Source organism: Mesorhizobium sp. P2_B5 (genome assembly GCF_056404775.1).
The window spans coordinates 203,394-220,547 of sequence record NZ_JBFUDJ010000003.1 but is presented as its reverse complement, the minus strand read 5'-3'; the positions used below and the strand labels follow the sequence as shown (position 1 = coordinate 220,547).

Annotated in this window: 15 protein-coding genes; 7 read left to right on the top strand and 8 right to left on the bottom strand. The window is 63.5% G+C overall.

Going from position 1 to position 17,154, the window contains the following annotated elements; genetic code table 11:
- A complete protein-coding gene (gene trpD / locus AC1D1N_RS13735) occupies nucleotides 1-1,011 on the bottom strand; it encodes an anthranilate phosphoribosyltransferase (RefSeq protein WP_192253906.1) in 1,011 nt (336 codons plus the stop codon).
- A 13-nt stretch (nucleotides 1,012-1,024) separates the two neighbouring features.
- Entirely contained in the window at nucleotides 1,025-2,920 is a 1,896-nt protein-coding gene (locus AC1D1N_RS13730; protein ID WP_477349123.1) for a peptidyl-prolyl cis-trans isomerase, read from the bottom strand.
- A 146-nt stretch (nucleotides 2,921-3,066) separates the two neighbouring features.
- On the opposite strand from AC1D1N_RS13730, the gene tpiA reads away from it, so the two are divergent.
- From tpiA to AC1D1N_RS13705, 5 genes are all read left to right on the top strand, one after another.
- Complete coding sequence (gene tpiA / locus AC1D1N_RS13725; RefSeq protein ID WP_477349121.1) at nucleotides 3,067-3,837, top strand: triose-phosphate isomerase; 771 nt, start codon at nucleotides 3,067-3,069, stop codon at nucleotides 3,835-3,837.
- A gap of 178 nt (nucleotides 3,838-4,015) precedes the next feature.
- Complete coding sequence (gene secG / locus AC1D1N_RS13720; protein WP_477349119.1) at nucleotides 4,016-4,513, top strand: preprotein translocase subunit SecG; 498 nt, start codon at nucleotides 4,016-4,018, stop codon at nucleotides 4,511-4,513.
- A 202-nt stretch (nucleotides 4,514-4,715) separates the two neighbouring features.
- Nucleotides 4,716-5,834, top strand: coding sequence for a L,D-transpeptidase (locus tag AC1D1N_RS13715; protein WP_477349117.1), 1,119 nt, complete (start codon nucleotides 4,716-4,718; stop codon nucleotides 5,832-5,834).
- 155 nt (nucleotides 5,835-5,989) lie between these two features.
- Complete coding sequence (locus AC1D1N_RS13710) at nucleotides 5,990-7,627, top strand: CTP synthase (protein ID WP_352586144.1); 1,638 nt, start codon at nucleotides 5,990-5,992, stop codon at nucleotides 7,625-7,627.
- Between the two features lie 22 nt (nucleotides 7,628-7,649).
- On the top strand, nucleotides 7,650-8,213 hold the full coding sequence (locus tag AC1D1N_RS13705) for a DUF1697 domain-containing protein (protein WP_477349115.1): 564 nt from the start codon (nucleotides 7,650-7,652) through the stop codon (nucleotides 8,211-8,213).
- A gap of 75 nt (nucleotides 8,214-8,288) precedes the next feature.
- Here AC1D1N_RS13705 and AC1D1N_RS13700 read toward each other — a convergent pair whose 3' ends face one another.
- The 5 genes from AC1D1N_RS13700 to AC1D1N_RS13680 form a co-directional block, all read right to left on the bottom strand.
- The gene (locus AC1D1N_RS13700) at nucleotides 8,289-9,746 is read right to left on the bottom strand and encodes an NCS1 family nucleobase:cation symporter-1 (protein ID WP_477349113.1); all 1,458 of its coding nucleotides are present in this window, start codon (nucleotides 9,744-9,746) and stop codon (nucleotides 8,289-8,291) included.
- Between the two features lie 201 nt (nucleotides 9,747-9,947).
- Nucleotides 9,948-10,736 carry a trehalose-phosphatase gene (gene otsB, locus AC1D1N_RS13695; protein ID WP_477349111.1) on the bottom strand — a complete coding sequence of 263 codons (789 nt, stop codon included), beginning with the start codon at nucleotides 10,734-10,736 and terminating at the stop codon, nucleotides 9,948-9,950.
- Nucleotides 10,733-12,517 (bottom strand): alpha,alpha-trehalose-phosphate synthase (UDP-forming), encoded by a 1,785-nt coding sequence (locus AC1D1N_RS13690; protein WP_477349109.1) that lies wholly within the window; start codon nucleotides 12,515-12,517, stop codon nucleotides 10,733-10,735. The genes otsB and AC1D1N_RS13690 overlap by 4 nt, the downstream gene beginning before the upstream one ends.
- Nucleotides 12,518-12,651: 134 nt before the next feature.
- A complete protein-coding gene (locus AC1D1N_RS13685) occupies nucleotides 12,652-14,814 on the bottom strand; it encodes an amylo-alpha-1,6-glucosidase (RefSeq protein ID WP_112561661.1) in 2,163 nt (720 codons plus the stop codon).
- A gap of 44 nt (nucleotides 14,815-14,858) precedes the next feature.
- The gene (locus AC1D1N_RS13680) at nucleotides 14,859-15,920 is read right to left on the bottom strand and encodes a glycosyltransferase family 4 protein (protein ID WP_477349106.1); all 1,062 of its coding nucleotides are present in this window, start codon (nucleotides 15,918-15,920) and stop codon (nucleotides 14,859-14,861) included.
- Nucleotides 15,921-16,111: 191 nt separating this feature from the next.
- On the opposite strand from AC1D1N_RS13680, the gene AC1D1N_RS13675 reads away from it, so the two are divergent.
- Complete coding sequence (locus AC1D1N_RS13675; RefSeq protein ID WP_477349104.1) at nucleotides 16,112-16,414, top strand: DUF982 domain-containing protein; 303 nt, start codon at nucleotides 16,112-16,114, stop codon at nucleotides 16,412-16,414.
- 182 nt (nucleotides 16,415-16,596) lie between these two features.
- The gene (locus AC1D1N_RS13670) at nucleotides 16,597-16,755 is read left to right on the top strand and encodes a hypothetical protein (protein ID WP_162712116.1); all 159 of its coding nucleotides are present in this window, start codon (nucleotides 16,597-16,599) and stop codon (nucleotides 16,753-16,755) included.
- Between the two features lie 34 nt (nucleotides 16,756-16,789).
- On the opposite strand, the gene AC1D1N_RS13665 is transcribed toward AC1D1N_RS13670, so the two are convergent.
- On the bottom strand, nucleotides 16,790-17,047 hold the full coding sequence (locus AC1D1N_RS13665) for a substrate-binding domain-containing protein (protein WP_112561665.1): 258 nt from the start codon (nucleotides 17,045-17,047) through the stop codon (nucleotides 16,790-16,792).
- Between the last annotated feature and the right edge of the window lie 107 nt (nucleotides 17,048-17,154).

Genomic DNA, 17,154 nt, shown 5'->3' with positions numbered 1-17,154 from the left:
CTATCCGTTCGAAATCTCGACCAGCCTGTCGAGCACGCCTAGCGCCCGGCCGCTGTCGATGGCTTGTGCCGCCGCCGCCATGCCGTCGGCAAGCGTTGTTGCCTTGCCCGCCACCACCATGCCGGCGCCGGCATTCATCAGCACCGTGTCGCGATAGGCGCCGGCAGCGCCGCCCAGCATGTCGCGCAAAGCCTGGGCATTGTAGGCGGCGTCTCCGCCGCGCAACTCGTCCTTGGTGTGGCGCTGCAAACCGACTGCTTCCGGGGTCAGCGTAAAGTGGCGGATCTCGCCACCGGCCAGTTCGGCAACCTGCGTTTCGCCGGTGGTGGTGATCTCGTCATAGCCGTCGCCATGGACGACCCAGGCATGCTCTGTACCCAGCGCCTTCAATGTCTCGGCCACCGGCACGATCCATTCCGGCAAGAACACGCCGACCATCTGGCGGCTTACGCCGGCCGGATTGGACAGCGGTCCGAGCAGGTTGAAGATGGTGCGGGTGCCGAGCTCGACGCGCGTTGGGCCGACATGCTTCATTGCCGGATGATGCGCCGGCGCGAACATGAAGCCGACGCCCGCCTCATGGATGCAGCGGCCGATCGTCTCCGGCGGGATATCGATCTTGACGCCGAGCGCAACCAGCACGTCGGCGGCGCCCGTCAGCGACGACAGGCCGCGATTGCCATGCTTTGCCACCGGCACGCCGCAACCGGCGATGACGAAGGCCGAGGCCGTCGAGATGTTGACCGAATGGGAGTTGTCGCCGCCGGTGCCGACGATGTCGATGGCGCCTTCAGGGGCTTCGACGCGCAGCATCTTGGCGCGCATGGTTGCAACGGCACCGGAGATCTCGCTCACCGTCTCGCCACGTACGCGCAGCGCCATCAGGAAGCCGCCGATCTGGCCCGGCGTCGCGTCGCCCGACATGATGATGTCGAAGGCTTCGCGCGCTTCCTCGAAGGTAAGCGCGGTCCCGCTGGCGACCTTGGCGATATGGATCTTGAGGGCGCTCATGGGGCCAAAACGTTCATTGGGCTACGGCTTGCGCAACGGCGGCCTGGTCGATGCTGACGGCGTATTGCGTCTGCAATTGCGCCACCAACTGGTCGAGCAGATCGTCGGACATGCCTTGCGTGAAGGATTTCTGCGCGTCGTCGGGCACCGAACTGGCGTCGGCTCCGGCCGGCTCGAACACTTCGGCCACCTTGAACAGAATCTGGCCTTCGCCGGTGGGCGAGGGGATCAGCCCTGTGCCGCCTTCGCCGACGCCGAACATCGCTGCAGCGCCGTCCTTGCCGAAATCGACGTCGTCGGCCTCGCGCTTCACGCCGCGCTTGGTCTGCTTTTCGAGCTTCAGTTCGCCGGCGATGACGTCGAGTGTGGTGCCGGCCTTGAGGCGTTTGTCGAGCTCGTCTGCCTTCGCGGTCAGCCGTTTGGTCGTTTCCTCGGTCGTCCAGTCGGCCACCACCCTCTGGCGAACCTCGTCGAGCGTGCGGTCGCGAGCCGGCGTGATCGATGTCAGCTCGTAGAACACGAAGCCATTGTTGGTCGTGGTCAGGGCTTCATTCTCGGTGTTGGGCTCAGCCTCGAACACCGCCTTGATCAGGTCAGGCGATGCCGGCAGGTCCTTGATGATGGTCCCGTCCGGCTTGAGGCCGGTGCGGTCGATGGCCTCGACGGTGACGTCCTTGAGCTTCAGTTTGGCGGCGGCTTCGGCGAGCGTGCTGCCGGCGGCGCGGGTGTCTTCGTAATTGTCGTGCACGTCGAGCAGGATGCGGCTTGCTTCGCCCAGCGCCAGATCCTTGCGGATCTGGTCAGACACTTCGGCCAGCGGCTTCACCACTTCCGGCTTGATCTCGGTGACGCGCAAAAGCACCGGGCCGAACGTGCCCTGGACGACCGGGCTGATTTCGTTGACGGCAAGCGCGAATGCGGCATCGGCGACCGCCTTGTCGCTGATCTTGTCCTTGGAGAGCGTGCCAAGCAGCGTATCGGCCTGGGTCTTTCCTTGCGCGGTGACGATCTTGTCGAAGGTGGCGCCCGTCTTCAGCGAATCGGACGCGGCCTTGGCGGCGTCCAGCGTCGGAAACACCAGCTGTTCGATGGTGCGCATTTCCGGCGTGGTGTAGCGCCCCTTGTTCTTGTTGTAATCGTCGCTGACCTGCTGGTCGGTCACGGCGCTGATATCCATGATGTCTTCAGGCTCGAGCCGGACATAGGAGAATTTGCGGTATTCCGGCGCCGCGTAGGTTTTCTTGTTGGCCTCGAAATAGGCCTGAAGCACGCTGTCGGATGGTGCCTGGATCGGCTCGACCAGCGCCTTCGGCAAGGTCAAATAGTCGATGGTGCGGTCTTCGCCGCGATAGAGCGCGACCGCCTTGAAGAAGGTGTCCGGAGCCTTGAGGCCGTCCGAAACCGCCTCGACGATCTGCTGGCGCACCGCCACCTGAGCCCGGTTCTTCAGATAGTCCTCCGGCCGCATGCCGAGTTCGCGCAGCCGGGATTCGAACAGCCGGCGATCGAACTGGCCATTCGGGCCCTGGAAGGCAGGTTCCTGGCGCGTCAGTTCGGCCAGCCTGTCCTTGGAGAAGCCAAGTCCGAGCTTGCGCGCCTGTTCGTCGAGGACGGCGCCCGACACCAGCTGCGCCAGCACCTGGTTGTCGATGCCATAGGCCTTGGCCTGCTCGCGGCTGATGCGCTGGCCGATCTGCTGCTGCAGCATGTTGATCTGGCGATCGTAGGCGAGGCGGTATTCGGTGATCGACACGGTGGTGCTGCCGGCGGTGATGACCGCGTGATGTCCGGCCAGGAAGCCGCCCGCCATGCGGGTGGTGGCACCCCAGGCAAGGAAACTCAACACCAGCAGCGACAGCAGCGCTTTCGCGACCCAGGTCCCTGCCGCGTTTCTCAATATACCAAGCATTGTTACTTCCGATTTTTGCGCAGTTTTGCGTGCGCCCGAGTCTGAAACAAGCGCAATAGCGCCCTTCCGGCTCACTGTCGATTGCTTTGTGGCCTGATTTTGATAGGGAGGGCGGGACCCCAATGTCGCCCGGAGAACCAGATCCCATGACGCCAGGAATTCGACCGCTCGTTGCCGGCAACTGGAAAATGAACGGCACCAGTGCCTCGCTGAACGAGCTCAGGATGATCGGCAACGGCTTCATGAGCGGGCTCGATGCCGAGACCGAGGCATTGGTCTGCGTGCCGGCGACCTTGCTGTCGCGCGCGGCCGAAATCCTGTCGCGCACGCCGGTGCGGGCCGGGGGCGAGGATTGCCACATCAAGGAGAGCGGCGCGTTTACCGGCTGTGTCTCGGCCGAGATGCTGAAGGATGCCGGCGCCAGCCACGTCATCGTCGGCCATTCCGAATGCCGCGAACAGCGCGGCGAGGACGATGCGATTGTGCAGGCGAAGGCGTCTGCCGCATGGCGAGCCGGGCTTGTGGCCATCATCTGCATCGGCGAAACCAAGGCCGAGCGCGAAGCGGGCGCCGCGCTCGACGTGCTGTCGCGCCAGGTCGCCGGCTCGGTGCCGCCCAGCGCGACGGCGGCCAACACCGTCATCGCCTACGAACCGGTATGGGCGATCGGCACCGGCCTGACGCCGACCGCCGACGACGTGGCCGAGGCGCATGCGCATATCCGCGAAAAATTGTCGGCGGGACTCGGGGCCTCAGCGGCCGGCAAGATCCGCATCCTCTATGGCGGCTCCGTCAAGCCGTCCAATGCGGTCGAACTGCTCGGCGTCAAAAACGTCGACGGCGCGCTCGTCGGCGGCGCAAGCCTGAAGGCGGCGGATTTTCTCGCCATCGCCGAAGCCTACCAGAGTATCGCGTAGGCTCCGCTCCCTCGCCGACTTATGAAACGCCGCGCCGCGGCCGAAATCGTTGCAAAGGGCGCATTGCTTCCCATATTCCGGCCACGGGCTTGGAAATGCCGTTAAAGCATTGTATGGAGCCGCCTCCAAATCACCGGCCCTGATCGCCAGGGAGCGGCAGGGCTTGCCAGGATAAAATATGGAAACCGTACTGATCGTCATCCACCTCATGGTCGTGCTCGCCCTTGTCGGCGTGGTGCTGCTGCAGCGCTCCGAAGGCGGTGGTCTCGGCATTGGCGGCGGTTCCGGTTTCATGACCGCGCGCGGTGCCGCCAATGCACTGACGCGCGCGACGGCGATCCTGGCTGCGGCTTTCTTCGTCACGTCGCTGACACTCTCGATCGTTGCCCGCTACGGCGAAAAGCCGATCGACATTCTCGACCGCGTGCCGGCCGACAGCGGCAACGGCGTGCTCAACCAACTGCCCGGCACGACGCCGCCGGCGCCACCTGCCGGCACCACCGCACCGGCTGCGCCTTCGGGCAATGGCGCCGCCACGCCGCCGCCGGCGACCGCTCCTGCCACAGCCCCGGCTCCGGCTCCGGCTCCGGCGACAGCGCCTGCGACCGATTCGGCCACGCCGCCGGCTGCCAACGGCGTCACCTTGCCGGTCACGCCACAGGTCCCGAACCAGTAGTCGGATAGGGTCACATGCCGCGATCTGTTGTTGTTTCAACACAGTCGCGGCAAATGGCACTTGATCACGAAGATTCGACCATGCGTTCCGCTTGAGGCCGCTCCGGCACTTCGATTATAGATTGCGCGCGGCACTTTCTGCGCCCTTGGGGGGCGCCGGGCGACGCCGTGGGCAACAAGCATTGAACGATCGGATCTTCGCTATGCAGCTTCGCAGCTTCATTTTCATGGGGTTTTGTGCCGTATTCGGCATGAGCTCCGCGGCCTTCGCCGGCACTCCGGCAATGACCTCACCGCAGGCGGTTGGCAAAACCGCTGTCATCAACGTCGCCGCCAAAAGCGATGCGGCGCAGCTGAAGCTTCTCAAGAAGAAGAAGAACCCGAGCTCGGACGATCTGGCTCAGATCAGCAAGCTCGAAGACAAGATCGCGGCCGACAAGGCGGCAGCCGGCGCCAAGGCGCTCGAGGCCCGCAAGCTGGCCATGCGCGAGGCGGCGAAAGCCAAGGCCGACGCTCAGCGCCAGGCCTTCCTGGCCAGCAAGGGCAAGCCGGTCGTGGTCGCCGACGCCAAGCCGGCCAAGAAGACCACCAAGATCATCTCGCCAGTTGACCCGATTGCGTCGCTCGTGCCGATCGAGTCGGCCGAACCACTCCCGGCCGAAGCGATGAACGTCGCGCTGACCGGCAACAATGGCGAATTGCGCAGCGAGGCCCCGGGCCAGAAGCCGAGGAGCGGGGGGCTCTTCGCCGGCCTGTTCGGCGGCACATCGTCTGCCTCCTCGATTGCCTATCTTCCCGAGACGCGGGCACTCGATCAGGCGCTCGCCAGGCGCGAAGCCAAGAAGCAGTTCAAGGTGAAGCCGGAATTCGTGCCACAGGACGTCGAATTCGCCGGTTATGAGCCGGGAACCATCGTCATCGATACCAGCGCACGCCGTCTCTACCTCGTCGAATCGGCTTTCACCGCCCGCCGCTATGCCATTGCGGTCGGCCGCGAAGGCCTGCAATTCAAGGGTACGGTTGCGGTTGGCGACAAGCAGGAATGGCCGCGCTGGATCCCGACGCTGGACATGCAGAAGCGCGAGCCCAAGCACTATGGCCAGTACAAGGACGGCATGCCCGGCGGCGGTCAGAACCCGCTCGGCGCCCGCGCCATCTACCTTTATGACGGCAAGAAGGACACGCATCTGCGCATCCACGGCACCATCGCGCCGCAGTCGATCGGAACCAGCGCCTCCAATGGCTGCTTCCGGATGATCAACGAGCACGTCATGGACCTCTACAGCCGCGTCCGGGTCGGCACCAAGGTCGTCATCATCTGAGGTTCTTCCAATTCTGCCGAAAGGGCCGGCTTCTGCCGGCCCTTTTGTTTTGACCAAGAACTACAGTCTCGAACCTCGGGACTATCGCGCCTTCTCTGGAAAAAGCCTCAGCGGCGGTTTTTTCTCTGGCGGAATCAATTCGGCCGCGTTAAGCGATGACTCCCATGGCGCGATATGTATTCATCACAGGCGGCGTGGTTTCCTCACTTGGAAAAGGCATTGCCGCAGCGGCCCTTGGGGCTCTCTTGCAGGCGCGAGGCTATCGCGCACGCATCAAAAAGCTCGATCCCTATCTCAATGTCGATCCCGGCACGATGTCGCCTTACCAGCATGGCGAGGTCTTCGTCACCGATGACGGTGCCGAGACCGATCTCGATCTTGGCCATTACGAGCGTTTCACCGGCCGCTCGGCCAACCAGCAGGACAACATCACCACCGGCCGCATCTACAAGAACATCATCGAGCGCGAGCGGCGCGGCGACTATCTCGGCGCGACCGTCCAGGTCATTCCGCACGTCACCGACGAGATCAAGCATTTCGTCCTCGACGGCAATGACGATTACGACTTCGTGCTGTGCGAGATCGGCGGCACCGTCGGCGACATCGAGGCGATGCCTTTCCTGGAGGCGATCCGCCAGCTCGGCAACGACCTGCCGCGCAACAACGCGGTCTATGTGCATTTGACCTTGATGCCCTACATCCCGACGGCCGGCGAGCTGAAGACCAAGCCGACCCAGCATTCGGTCAAGGAACTGCGCGGGATCGGCATTGCGCCCGACATCCTGCTGGTCCGCGCCGACCGCGCCATTCCCAAGGAAGAGCGCAGAAAACTGTCGCTGTTCTGCAATGTCAGGGAAAGTGCCGTCATCCAGGCGCTCGACGTACCGCACATCTATGACGTGCCGATGGCCTATCACAAGGAAGGCCTCGATTCGGAAGTGCTGGCCGCCTTCGGCATCGACCCGGCACCCAAACCCCGTATGGAGCCCTGGCAGGCGGTGTCCAACCGCATCCACAATCCGGAAGGCGAGGTCACCATCGCCGTGGTCGGCAAATATACCGGCCTCAAGGACGCCTACAAATCGCTGATCGAGGCGCTGTCGCATGGCGGCATGGCCAACCGCGTCAAGGTTAAGCTCGACTGGATCGAAAGCGAGATCTTCGAGAAGGAAGACCCGACGCCTTGGCTGGAAAAGGTGCATGGCATCCTGGTCCCCGGCGGCTTCGGCGAGCGCGGCTCCGAAGGCAAGATCCTGGCGGCAAAATTCGCGCGTGAGCGCAAGGTGCCGTATTTCGGCATCTGCTTCGGCATGCAGATGGCCTGCATCGAGGCGGCGCGGTCGCTGGCCGGCGTCGAGCATGCCTCGTCGACCGAATTCGGCCCGACCGACGAGCCCGTGGTCGGCCTGATGACCGAATGGCTGAAGGGCAACATGCTGGAAAAGCGCCGCGAGACCGGCGATCTCGGCGGCACCATGCGGCTCGGCGCCTATCAGGCCGAGCTCACCAAGGGTTCGAAGATCGCCGAGATCTACGGTGATACCCAGATTTCCGAGCGCCACCGCCACCGCTACGAGGTCAATGTCGACTACAAGGAGCGGCTGGAAGATTGCGGCCTGGTGTTTGCCGGCATGTCGCCCGACGGCGTGCTGCCGGAAACGGTCGAATACCCCGACCATCCCTGGTTCATCGGCGTCCAGTATCACCCGGAACTAAAGAGCCGGCCGCTTGAGCCGCATCCGCTGTTTGCCAGCTTCATCGAGGCGGCTGTGGAACAATCGCGGCTGGTCTAGCTGCCTGCGGGTTTAGCAGCTGATGCAAACCTATGTCGCGCTGCTCTACAGCATCATCCTCGGCGAAGGCCGCCGGGTCGTCATGTCCGACCTCAAGACGATGGCCGAAGGCCTCGGACTGAAGAACCCGCGCACACTGGTAGCGACGGGCAATCTGGTCTTCGAGGCGCGCGCGGCGGATATCACCAGGCTGGAACAGCGGCTCGAAACGGCCTTCGAAAAAACCTTCGGCCGCCATGTCGTCATCATCGTGCGCACTGCCGAGGACTGGCTGAAACTCGCCGCCGGCAATCCATTCCCAGTCGAGTCGGCTGAAACCGGCGATCAGGTGGCGGTGCGGATCATGCGCAATCCCGCGCCCATGGACGGTGTAGCAGCGCTCCAGGCCTATGCCGCCGACGATGAGAAGGTGGCTTCGGTCGACGGCGACATCTGGGTCGTCTTTTCGCGCGAGCGGCCAAGCTCGCGCCTGCTTTCGGCGATGAACCACAAGCGCATGGGCATCGGCACCGCACGCAACTGGAACACGGTGCGGAGGTTGGCTGAGATGGTGGGAAGAATAGGCAGTAGGGCAGTAGGGCAGTAGGGCAGTAGGGCAGTAGGGCAGTAGGGCTCCTATTTCCCTACTCCCTTACTGCCCTACTGCCTTATTCCCTCCATTTCATGCCTTCGCCGTCTTCGCTCCAGCACCCAGTGCCATCGTGCGCAGCACGTAGTAGATGGCGCCGGCAATCGCCACGCCGAAGAACCAGCCATAGACGCCCCACCAGGCCGGCAGCCAGTTGGTGAAGTTGGGCAGGATCGACGAGAAGATGGCGCCGATGCCGGCGGCGATAAAGGCATTGACGTGCCAGCCGCCCTGGAAGCGAAACTCGCCGTCCTCGCGGTAGAGCGCCTCGACGTCGACCTCGCCTTTGCGGATCAGATAGTAGTCGACCATCATCACCCCGAAGATCGGGCCCATCGTCGCGCCGATGATGTTGACGAAGGATGCCGCACTGCCTTCCCACGGCGCGAAGGGGTAGAGCACCAGCGCGATCAAGGCTGCGATGTAGCCGCCCTTCTTGAAGTCGATCTGCCGGGGAAAGACGTTGGAGAAGTCGAAGGCTGGGGAGACGAAGTTCGCCACCACATTGATGCCGAGCGTCGCCACCGCGAAGGTCAGTGCGGCAAGTGCGGCCAGGAACCAGCTGTCGAACTTGGCCGAGATCTGGTCGGGGTGCAGCAGCACTTCGTGATAGACGTCATAGGCGGCAATGGTGGTGACGCCGGCAACCAGCGAGAACAGGATCAAATTGACCGGCAGGCCCCAGATGTTGCCCTTGCGCAGGGACGCCTGGTCCGGCGCGTAACGGGCGAAATCGCAGAAGTTGAGATAGAGCGCCGAGAAGTAGGTGACCCAGATCGCCGCCACAGCAAACAGCGCCGTCCACGAACCGGGCGTGCCCGGCACGCCGGCGTCCTTGGTCTTTTCGAGCAGCACGTCCATCGGGATGTCGCTGGTGAAGGCGAAGGTCCCGGCTTTGACGCAGAGATAGATCGCCAGGATCAGCATCATCACCCACACGGCCGGGCCAGCCCAATCCTGGAAGCGGCGCACCGTGTCCATGCCGCGCTGGATGATCAAAAGCTGCAGCGCCCAGATGACGACGAAGCAGATCACCTCCAGGCCGCTATGACCGAGGAAATGCGTGTTGGCGTTGAAATCGGCGAACCATTGCGAGCGGATCAGAAGCGCCACGATGGCGCCGGAAGCGGCGGCAGTCTGCGCGCCATACCAGAAGCAGGCGACGATGGCGCGCACCAGCGCCGGAATGTTGGCGCCCCAGATGCCGAACGAGGCGCGGGCCAGCACGGGGTAGGGCACGCCGGTCTTCACGCCGGCATAGCCGACCATGTTCATCAGTGCATAGATGATCAGCGAGCCGATGCCGATGGCGATGATGAAATTGACGAAGCCGCCGCAAAACAAGAACAGGCTGGCAGCGAGATAATAGCCCCACAGGCTGTGAACGTCCGACGTCCAGACATTGAAGATCGAGAATGGCCCCCAGTTCCGCACCTTTGCCGGGGCGAGGTCCTCATTGTAAAGGCCAGGCGATGCGCCTTGTATTGTCACTGCGATGTCCTCCCCTTGCTAGCCGAACGCGCCTCCACGCGGTGCCGCGCAGGTTAAGCCTGACGCAAGGGAACCGGCAAGCAATCCATTTGCCGGCTTTGGCCTTAAAGATATTCAACGAGAATCGCGCTTATCGGTCAGCGTTTGTCGGAGACGGGCCGCAGTTCCGGCGGTCTTGATTCGATCCGCTGGTGCCAGCGATCAGGATGCTTTGCGGGCGAGGGCCGGTGACGCTTCGAAATTGGCGGCAAGCCAAGCTATCGCACGGGTGACGTCATCGAGCTGGTACTGAGCTACAGTGGGGCCGCGCGGCCTGACCCGGATCGAGATGCCGCCGGCTTCGTTGATCGCCTCGAAACCGTTTTCATCAGCGGTGTCGTCACCGAGGAAAACCGGCCGCCTTCCGGTAAAGGGCGAGATCGCCATGAAACGCCGCACGGCAGCGCCCTTGGCCGCCTCGAGCGGCATGAGTTCAACGCCGGCATTTCCGGGAATGACGCGGTAGCCTTTGGGGAGCTCGGCTAATGCCTGCTCGACAAGCTGGGTAGCCCTGGCCAGCAGATGCGGCGCCGCGCGGGTGTGAATGGCGAGGATCGGACCCTTGCGCTCGATATGAACCTGGCCGTCATCCAGTTCGGCTTCAATGGCGTCGGCAAGGGCGACCATATCGGCGGGAGCATCCGCGGCAACAACAGGACCGTCAGGCGTCAGCCGGTGTTCCAGCCCATAGAGGCCAGCAACGCGCAGCTTCAGCGGATGAAACAGGCGGTCGGCGACTTCCACCGAGCGGCCGGTGATGAAGGCGACGGCGCCGCCCAGCCGTTGTTCGATGACGCCGAGCAGACTGCGCAACTCGTCGCTGACGGACACCGCGTCCGGGTGGGCGGCGTGTTCGAGCAAGGTGCCGTCAATGTCGAGGAAAAGTGCCCATTGTCCTTCCGGCAGGTCGGGAGCTGCTGGCAGGCCCAATGCCTTCGGTAGACTATTCATGACGCCACCCGCCGCATGCGATCGAAAAGCGAGACGATGTTGCTATCGGTGGTTGCAGGCCGTTCGGTGACACCTGTCGCCCGGTCGAGGTCGCTGCGTTTGCGCAGCCGCGCCGCGTCCAGCAGCATGCTGCCGGCCCAGCGATAGACATTGTTGTCGCGCACCATTTCGCGCATCGGGCGCATGCGCTCGCGCTGTTCGTCCGGCGACATGGTCAGTGCCTGCAGCAGCGCATCGCTCATCATCGCCGCATCGTAGGGATTGACGATCAGCGCCTCGAGCAGTTCGCGCGACGCACCGGCAAATGTGCTGAGCAACAGCACGCCCTGCTCGTCGTCGCGCGCGGCGACGAATTCCTTGGCGACGAGATTCATGCCGTCATGCAGGCTGGTGACCATGCAGATGTCGGCAGCGCGATAGATCTCGTAGACCTGTTCCTGCGAGTGATGTTCGGCCACCATGATGACCGGCTTGTAGCCGTCGCTGCTGCCATAGCGCTGATTGAGCTCGTCGGCATAGCGCATGCATTCGTCATGCAGTTGCTGGTACGCCGGTAGCGTGCCGCGGCTGGGCGCCGCGATCTGCAGGAAGACGAGTCTGCCGATCCATTCGGGATGGCGCGTGAACAATTCGTCCAAGGCCTGAAAACGGTCGAGAATGCCCTTGGTGTAGTCCAGTCGTTCGACGCCGATGCAGAGCTTAACGTCGGCCTTGAGGCCGAACCTGTCGCGCAGGCGGGTTCGGCATTCCTCGACTGTGGGCAGCTTCGACAGAAGTTCGGCCGGCCATTCGATGGAGATGGGGTAGGCGTGCACCAGCGTCGTCTGGCCACCGTAAGAGATCGCCGCATCGGCGCGCTCGATACGGCTTTCCAGGAAGCGATCGACGCTTTCGGTAAAATTGTTGGCGTGGAACTGGGTGTGGAAGCCGATGATCGAGCTGCCGAGCAGCCCCTCCAGGATGCGTTCGCGCCATGGGCAGATGCTGAAAACTTCGGAGTTCGGCCAAGGGATATGCCAGAAGGTGATGACGATCGCCTCCGGCAGGCGCTCGCGGATCATGCGCGGCAGCAGCGCGAAATGGTAGTCCTGGACCAGCACGATCGGCCGCTCGTTGCGCGCCTCTGCCACAACCGTATCGGCGAACTTGCGGTTGACGGCCTCATAGGCTTCCCAGTCCGAGGCGCGGAAGATCGGCCGGGTGAAGGCGATATGGCAGAGCGGCCACAGGCCTTCATTGGCAAAGCCGAGATAGTAGCCTTGATATTCCTCCTCGCTCAGCCATACGCGGCGCAGCGTGTAGGACGGCTTGTCCGGCGGCACTGGCACCCGGTCGTTGTCGTCCACAGTGAGGCGGTCCGCGCTACCGCCGCCATAGGCGATCCAGGTGCCGCCGCAGGCGCGTGTGATCGGCTCCAGCGCCGACACCAGCCCGCTGGCAGGCACGACAAGCTCGACGCCATTGTCCTTGACGTTGTGGATGTAAGGTTCGCGGTTGGAGACGACGATGACCTGGGCGTCCGGGAGGTCGTCGGCGAGGATCTTGCGCAAGGTCTCGGGTGACCATGTCACCAGTGCGGCATCGGCGGACTGGCCGTTCTTTTCGAACTCGCGCATGACCTTGCGCGCCGCTTCCGCCGCCACATCCTCACCAGCCGCGCGGGCAACGGCCGGTGCGTGGCTGTCTCGGCGCCGGGATATCGAAAACAGGACGGCGAGGGCGGATAGGCCGAGGCTTGCCAGGATCACGATCCAGAGCATCTCGACGCCATAATTTGTCATTGAAGTGCCAATCTCCGCCTTTGGCGGTCATTCTTCTTGTTTCGAATTTGAACCTATCGCTGGCAGCCTGGTCGCCGACAGCTGTCATTTTGCAACGCACAAAACCGCGATCGGTTCCGACCGAAATGACCAGTTCAGCTTCGCACGATCAGCGGAACCAACCCTTCATGGCGGTCGGCGAGAAAGGCGACGACGCGGTCGCCGACGCGCTGGAAAGTGAGATCGACTTTCTTTTCGCCAACGCCGAGATGCCTCAGCGTCAGCGTGTCGATGCCGATCGGCAGCCTTGGACGGGTGACATGGATTTCACCATTCCAGCCGTCGATTTCCAGACCGAGGCAAGCCTGCATCAGCATGAAGGCCGAACCCGCCGACCACGCCTGCGGCAGGCAGGCGACGGGATAGGCGATCGGCGCTTCGCCGACCGAGCGGGTAAAGCCGCAGAACAGTTCCGGCAGCCGCATGTTGAAATGCACGGCGGATTCGAACGTGCCGCTCATCAGCCGCACCACATTGTCGCGCTCGCCAAACCGCGCCAGGCCGGCGCCGCAAATCGCCGTGTCGTGCGGCCAGATCGAGCCATTGTGATACGACATCGGGTTGAACAGCACCGCATCGTCGGCAAGCGTCCTCACCCCCCAGCCCGACTGGAAGGACGCCGATAGCAGCTGGTCGGCGACCATCTGCGCCCGCGCCGGCTCGGGCAGCCCGACATAGAGCAGGTGACCGGCATTGGAGGTGCGCACCTTGCAGGGTTCGCCGGCGCCATCGATGGCGAGCGCATAGAAACCCAGATCGTCGAGCCAGAAATCGCGTTCGACGGCGATCCGCATCTCTTCGGCGCGGTTTTCCCAGTGCTCGGCTTGCGCGAACTCGCCCCGTCGGCGGGCAAGAGCAGCCAGGCCCCTGAAGGCGGCAAAAACATAGCCCTGCACCTCGACCAGCGCGATCGGTCCTTTGGGGATGCGCCCATCGGCGTGGAACACAGAGTCGAAACTGTCCTTCCAGCCCTGGTTGGCGAGGCCGGATTCAGCGGCGCGCTGATAGGTGACGAAGCCTGTCGCGCGGCTGGCTTCCTCGGTCCACTCGGCGGCGGCGCAGAGAGACGGCCACAGGCTGGCGATGAAGTCCATGTCGCCGGTGCGCTCTGCATAGGCGCAGGCGAGGTGGATGTAGAGCGGCGTGGTGTCGACGCCACCGTAGTAGCGGCCGAAGGGAAGCTCCTGCAGCGCCACCATCTCGCCCTTGCGCGTCTCGTGCATGATCTTGCCGGGCTGCGAGTCGCTGAATGGCGATGTCTCGGTCGCCTGATGCTGAGCGAGGAAGGAAAGCACGCCGCGCGCCAGGCCGGGGTTGAGCCACAGCATCTGCAGCGCCGAGATAACGCCGTCGCGGCCGAATGCAGTCGAGAACCAGGGAATGCCTGCATAAGGGTAGGGGCCGGTCGAAAGCTCGGTGGTCAGCAAGGCCACATCGGCGCGGGCGCGTTCGACCCAGTCGTTGAAGACGCGGCCTGAACTGTGCACCGTCGCGCCATGACGGCGCTTCGCTCGCATGCCGAAGCGGGCACGAGCGGCCGCGGCGCGAAAACGGTCGCGGTCAGGCGGCTCGGCCAGTTCCGGGCCGACCTCGACATAGAACACCTTGCTGCTGCGCTTGGTCACCGCGATCAGGAAATCCGCACGCTCGGCGCTGAGCTGGTCCGGCGCCTGCGAAAACGAGATCGCTGACTGCCGCGCCAGACCGTCCAGTCCGTCGTAACGCAAGAGCACGGATGTCGCGTCGATTTCGGCCGCATGCGCCGTGCCGCGCTTTGGCCTGGTCGACCCGCGCACCTCGAACATGTCGCGGAAATCGGCGGCGAAGTGCAGCGAGATGCGGATTGCCGAATGCTCCTGGCTGTAGTTGGACAGGGTGATGCGTTCGAACAGCCGGTCCTGCCAAAGCAATCTGACGCGTTCGATGTGGATCGCGCCTTGCGGGATGTCGCGGCCGCCGACGCTTTGCATCGGCAGGTTGGTCAAATTGCTGGAGAACAGCACATTGTCCTGACTGAGCGAGGCGCCGAGGAGCGATGTCTGCCGGCCGCCGACGGTCAGCCGAAACTCCGACAGCACACGCGTGTCGTCGCGAAAGAAGCCGTCACCGGCGCCCCGGATGTCGCCATAGGCATCGGCCACCACAAAACAGTCGCCTTGTTTCAGGGCGAACAGCCGGTGCGGCTCGCGCGGCGCGGTTTCGTCAAGGGAGGCGAGGGCCACGGCAGGGTCGAGCTTGCGCTCGTCAAGTTCAGTCATCAGTCACAGATCTCTGTTTTCGGGCTCGGAGCGTCGGCCGTCGTTCAAGACGCTTTCTTTTCCGCTGAATTACCGATCAGGCGCGCATAAGCAGAGAGATAGTCACGGGCCATCCTGTTGGCGGAGAACCGCTTTTCGAAGACGGCGCGCACCTTTCTCCGGTCGAGCTGCAGCAAGGCCGGCACCGCGGCGACTGCGTCGTCGAGCGAATCGATGATAAAGCCGGTAACGCCATGGTCAATGACTTCCGGCAATGCGCCGCAGTTCCAGCCGATGGTTGGCGTACCGCAGGCCATCGCCTCGATCGCGGCAAGGCCGAACGGCTCGGGCCAGTCGATCGGAAACAGGAGCCCGGCGGCATTGCCGAGGAATTCAGCCTTTTCGTCCTCGGCGATCTCACCGACATAATCGATGCGGTCGCCGTCGATCAGCGGTTCGATCGTCTCGTGGAAATAGGCCCGGTCGTCATCGCCGATCTTGGCCGCCAGCTTGAGCTTCATGCCCGAGCGCAAGGCGATGTCGATGGCGCGGTCCGGCCGCTTGTCGCGCGACAGCCGGCCGAGAAAGGCAAGATATGGTTCGTCGGCCGCCGGCTCGAAGGTCGGCTGGTAGAGGCCGATCGGCAGCCCGTGATGGATGGTCGCCAGCCAATTGGCGTTGGCAAGCCCGCCTCTCTGGCTGCGCGAGATCGAAATCAGGGGAAAGCGTGGAAAGCGCTCATAGGCCGGCGCCAGATCGACATAGTCGAGCCGGCCGTGTGGCGTCGTCACCGTTTTGTCCGGCATATGGTCGAAGAACGAAAAATGCAGGAAGTGGCTGAGGTGAAAATGAATGATATCAAAGTCCTGAGCTCGGTTCCTCACATCTGCCAGCATCGCGAGATGCGCCGCGGTGTCCGACTTGAGCGGGCGCGGATCGAGGCGCAGCGCGCGTTTGCGGCCCGGAACCAGCCTGGCGGATGTGTGGCTGTCGCCGCTGGCGAACAAGGTCACCTCATGGCCGAGTTCGACCAACCCTTCGGTGAGGTAGGAAACGATCCGCTCGGTTCCGCCATAGAGCCTGGGCGGCACGGATTCGTGCAGGGGGGCGACGTGGGCTATGCGCATGATTTGGACTGTCCCTCAAAGGCGAACACAGGAGCGAAATGCGTCAGCGGGCGTAACGTTCCGGATAAAATCCGGCCGCCAACAATCCCAAGTCAATCCGCGCAAATTTTTTTGCAAGAAGCGGGAACCAACTCGCCGTTCGCGAATTCCATAAGGTTGGTTCGCACTGCGGCCGACCAGGGAGAGAACAAATGGACCGCTTGCATTTCTTTACGCCGGTGCGCATTGCGCGCGGGCAGGGACACCCCGTCGAGGAAGTCGATAGCGTTGCCGAAGCGATGGTCTTTCTGCAGAAATGGCCGTCGGGTCGGCGTGGGCCTGTGTATCAATGTGCCCTGAATTGCTGCTCCGCAGCCCTGTCGGGCCGGATGTCGCCTGAGGAGGCAAGGAAGGCCTTCACCGGTTTTGCCCGTATCACCCGCCTGCTCGACGACGACATGGCGCTGCCATTGGGCGGCGAAAGCGTGGCCGAAGTCTACGCGCTGAGACGTTAGGGTCCAGTCCGGTCATTTTGTGATTGAACGCCTGCGCCGTAGTGGCTCGGGCCGCTGTTTCTCGCACCAGCCTATTCCCGCGCCCGGCCCTTCACCCCACGGGCTATCTTGTGCTTTCATGCTGCGCGTGACCGGTGGTTGATGACCAATCCACGGACGGTCCGCACGTGGAAGGGCAGACATTGCCGAGACTGATCCTGGGAACACTCGGCGCTATCGTCATCGCCCTTGTCTGGGCGGTCCTCGCCAGTTTGATGGGCGCACCATCGATCGTGATCACGGTCGGTGCGGTCGCCATAGGGGCCGGCGTCTACACCTATGTTGACAGACGCTCGAATTGATCCGTTCCTGTCTGTCGGGCGGCCACAGATGCCCTCATAGGGTCGTTTTTCGCACCGGGCCAACGGTGGCGCGTTCGACCAAGCGCACGCCGATGTTGACGCGCACAATGTTTGCGCCCGGATCCGCGATGCGTTTCATCAGCATCTGTATGCCGGCGCGACCCAGTTCGATGCGGTCGATGCGGATGGTCGTCAAGGGTGGGCGGCTATGAAGGGCGACCGCGATATCGTCGAGACCGATGACGGAAAAATCATTCGGAACCGAGAAGCCACTGCATTGCAGCGCCTGCATGACGCGTGGCCGCCCCCGCCTGTAACGCGACAACGATGTCGGCCATGGCGTAGGCAAAAAGGGCGCCGGCACCAAGCCCGCTCCAGGCAAGGTCGCGGCGGCGCATC

What these genes read in the sequence shown, in the direction of transcription:
- trpD (WP_192253906.1), bottom strand. Translation starts at nt 1,011, where the DNA reads ATGAGCGCCCTCAAGATCCATATCGCCAAGGTCGCCAGCGGGACCGCG.
- AC1D1N_RS13730 (WP_477349123.1), bottom strand. Translation starts at nt 2,920, where the DNA reads ATGCTTGGTATATTGAGAAACGCGGCAGGGACCTGGGTCGCGAAAGCG.
- tpiA (WP_477349121.1), top strand. Translation starts at nt 3,067, where the DNA reads ATGACGCCAGGAATTCGACCGCTCGTTGCCGGCAACTGGAAAATGAAC.
- secG (WP_477349119.1), top strand. Translation starts at nt 4,016, where the DNA reads ATGGAAACCGTACTGATCGTCATCCACCTCATGGTCGTGCTCGCCCTT.
- AC1D1N_RS13715 (WP_477349117.1), top strand. Translation starts at nt 4,716, where the DNA reads ATGCAGCTTCGCAGCTTCATTTTCATGGGGTTTTGTGCCGTATTCGGC.
- AC1D1N_RS13710 (WP_352586144.1), top strand. Translation starts at nt 5,990, where the DNA reads ATGACTCCCATGGCGCGATATGTATTCATCACAGGCGGCGTGGTTTCC.
- AC1D1N_RS13705 (WP_477349115.1), top strand. Translation starts at nt 7,650, where the DNA reads ATGCAAACCTATGTCGCGCTGCTCTACAGCATCATCCTCGGCGAAGGC.
- otsB (WP_477349111.1), bottom strand. Translation starts at nt 10,736, where the DNA reads ATGAATAGTCTACCGAAGGCATTGGGCCTGCCAGCAGCTCCCGACCTG.
- AC1D1N_RS13690 (WP_477349109.1), bottom strand. Translation starts at nt 12,517, where the DNA reads ATGACAAATTATGGCGTCGAGATGCTCTGGATCGTGATCCTGGCAAGC.
- AC1D1N_RS13685 (WP_112561661.1), bottom strand. Translation starts at nt 14,814, where the DNA reads ATGACTGAACTTGACGAGCGCAAGCTCGACCCTGCCGTGGCCCTCGCC.
- AC1D1N_RS13680 (WP_477349106.1), bottom strand. Translation starts at nt 15,920, where the DNA reads ATGCGCATAGCCCACGTCGCCCCCCTGCACGAATCCGTGCCGCCCAGG.
- AC1D1N_RS13675 (WP_477349104.1), top strand. Translation starts at nt 16,112, where the DNA reads ATGGACCGCTTGCATTTCTTTACGCCGGTGCGCATTGCGCGCGGGCAG.
- AC1D1N_RS13665 (WP_112561665.1), bottom strand. Translation starts at nt 17,047, where the DNA reads ATGCAGGCGCTGCAATGCAGTGGCTTCTCGGTTCCGAATGATTTTTCC.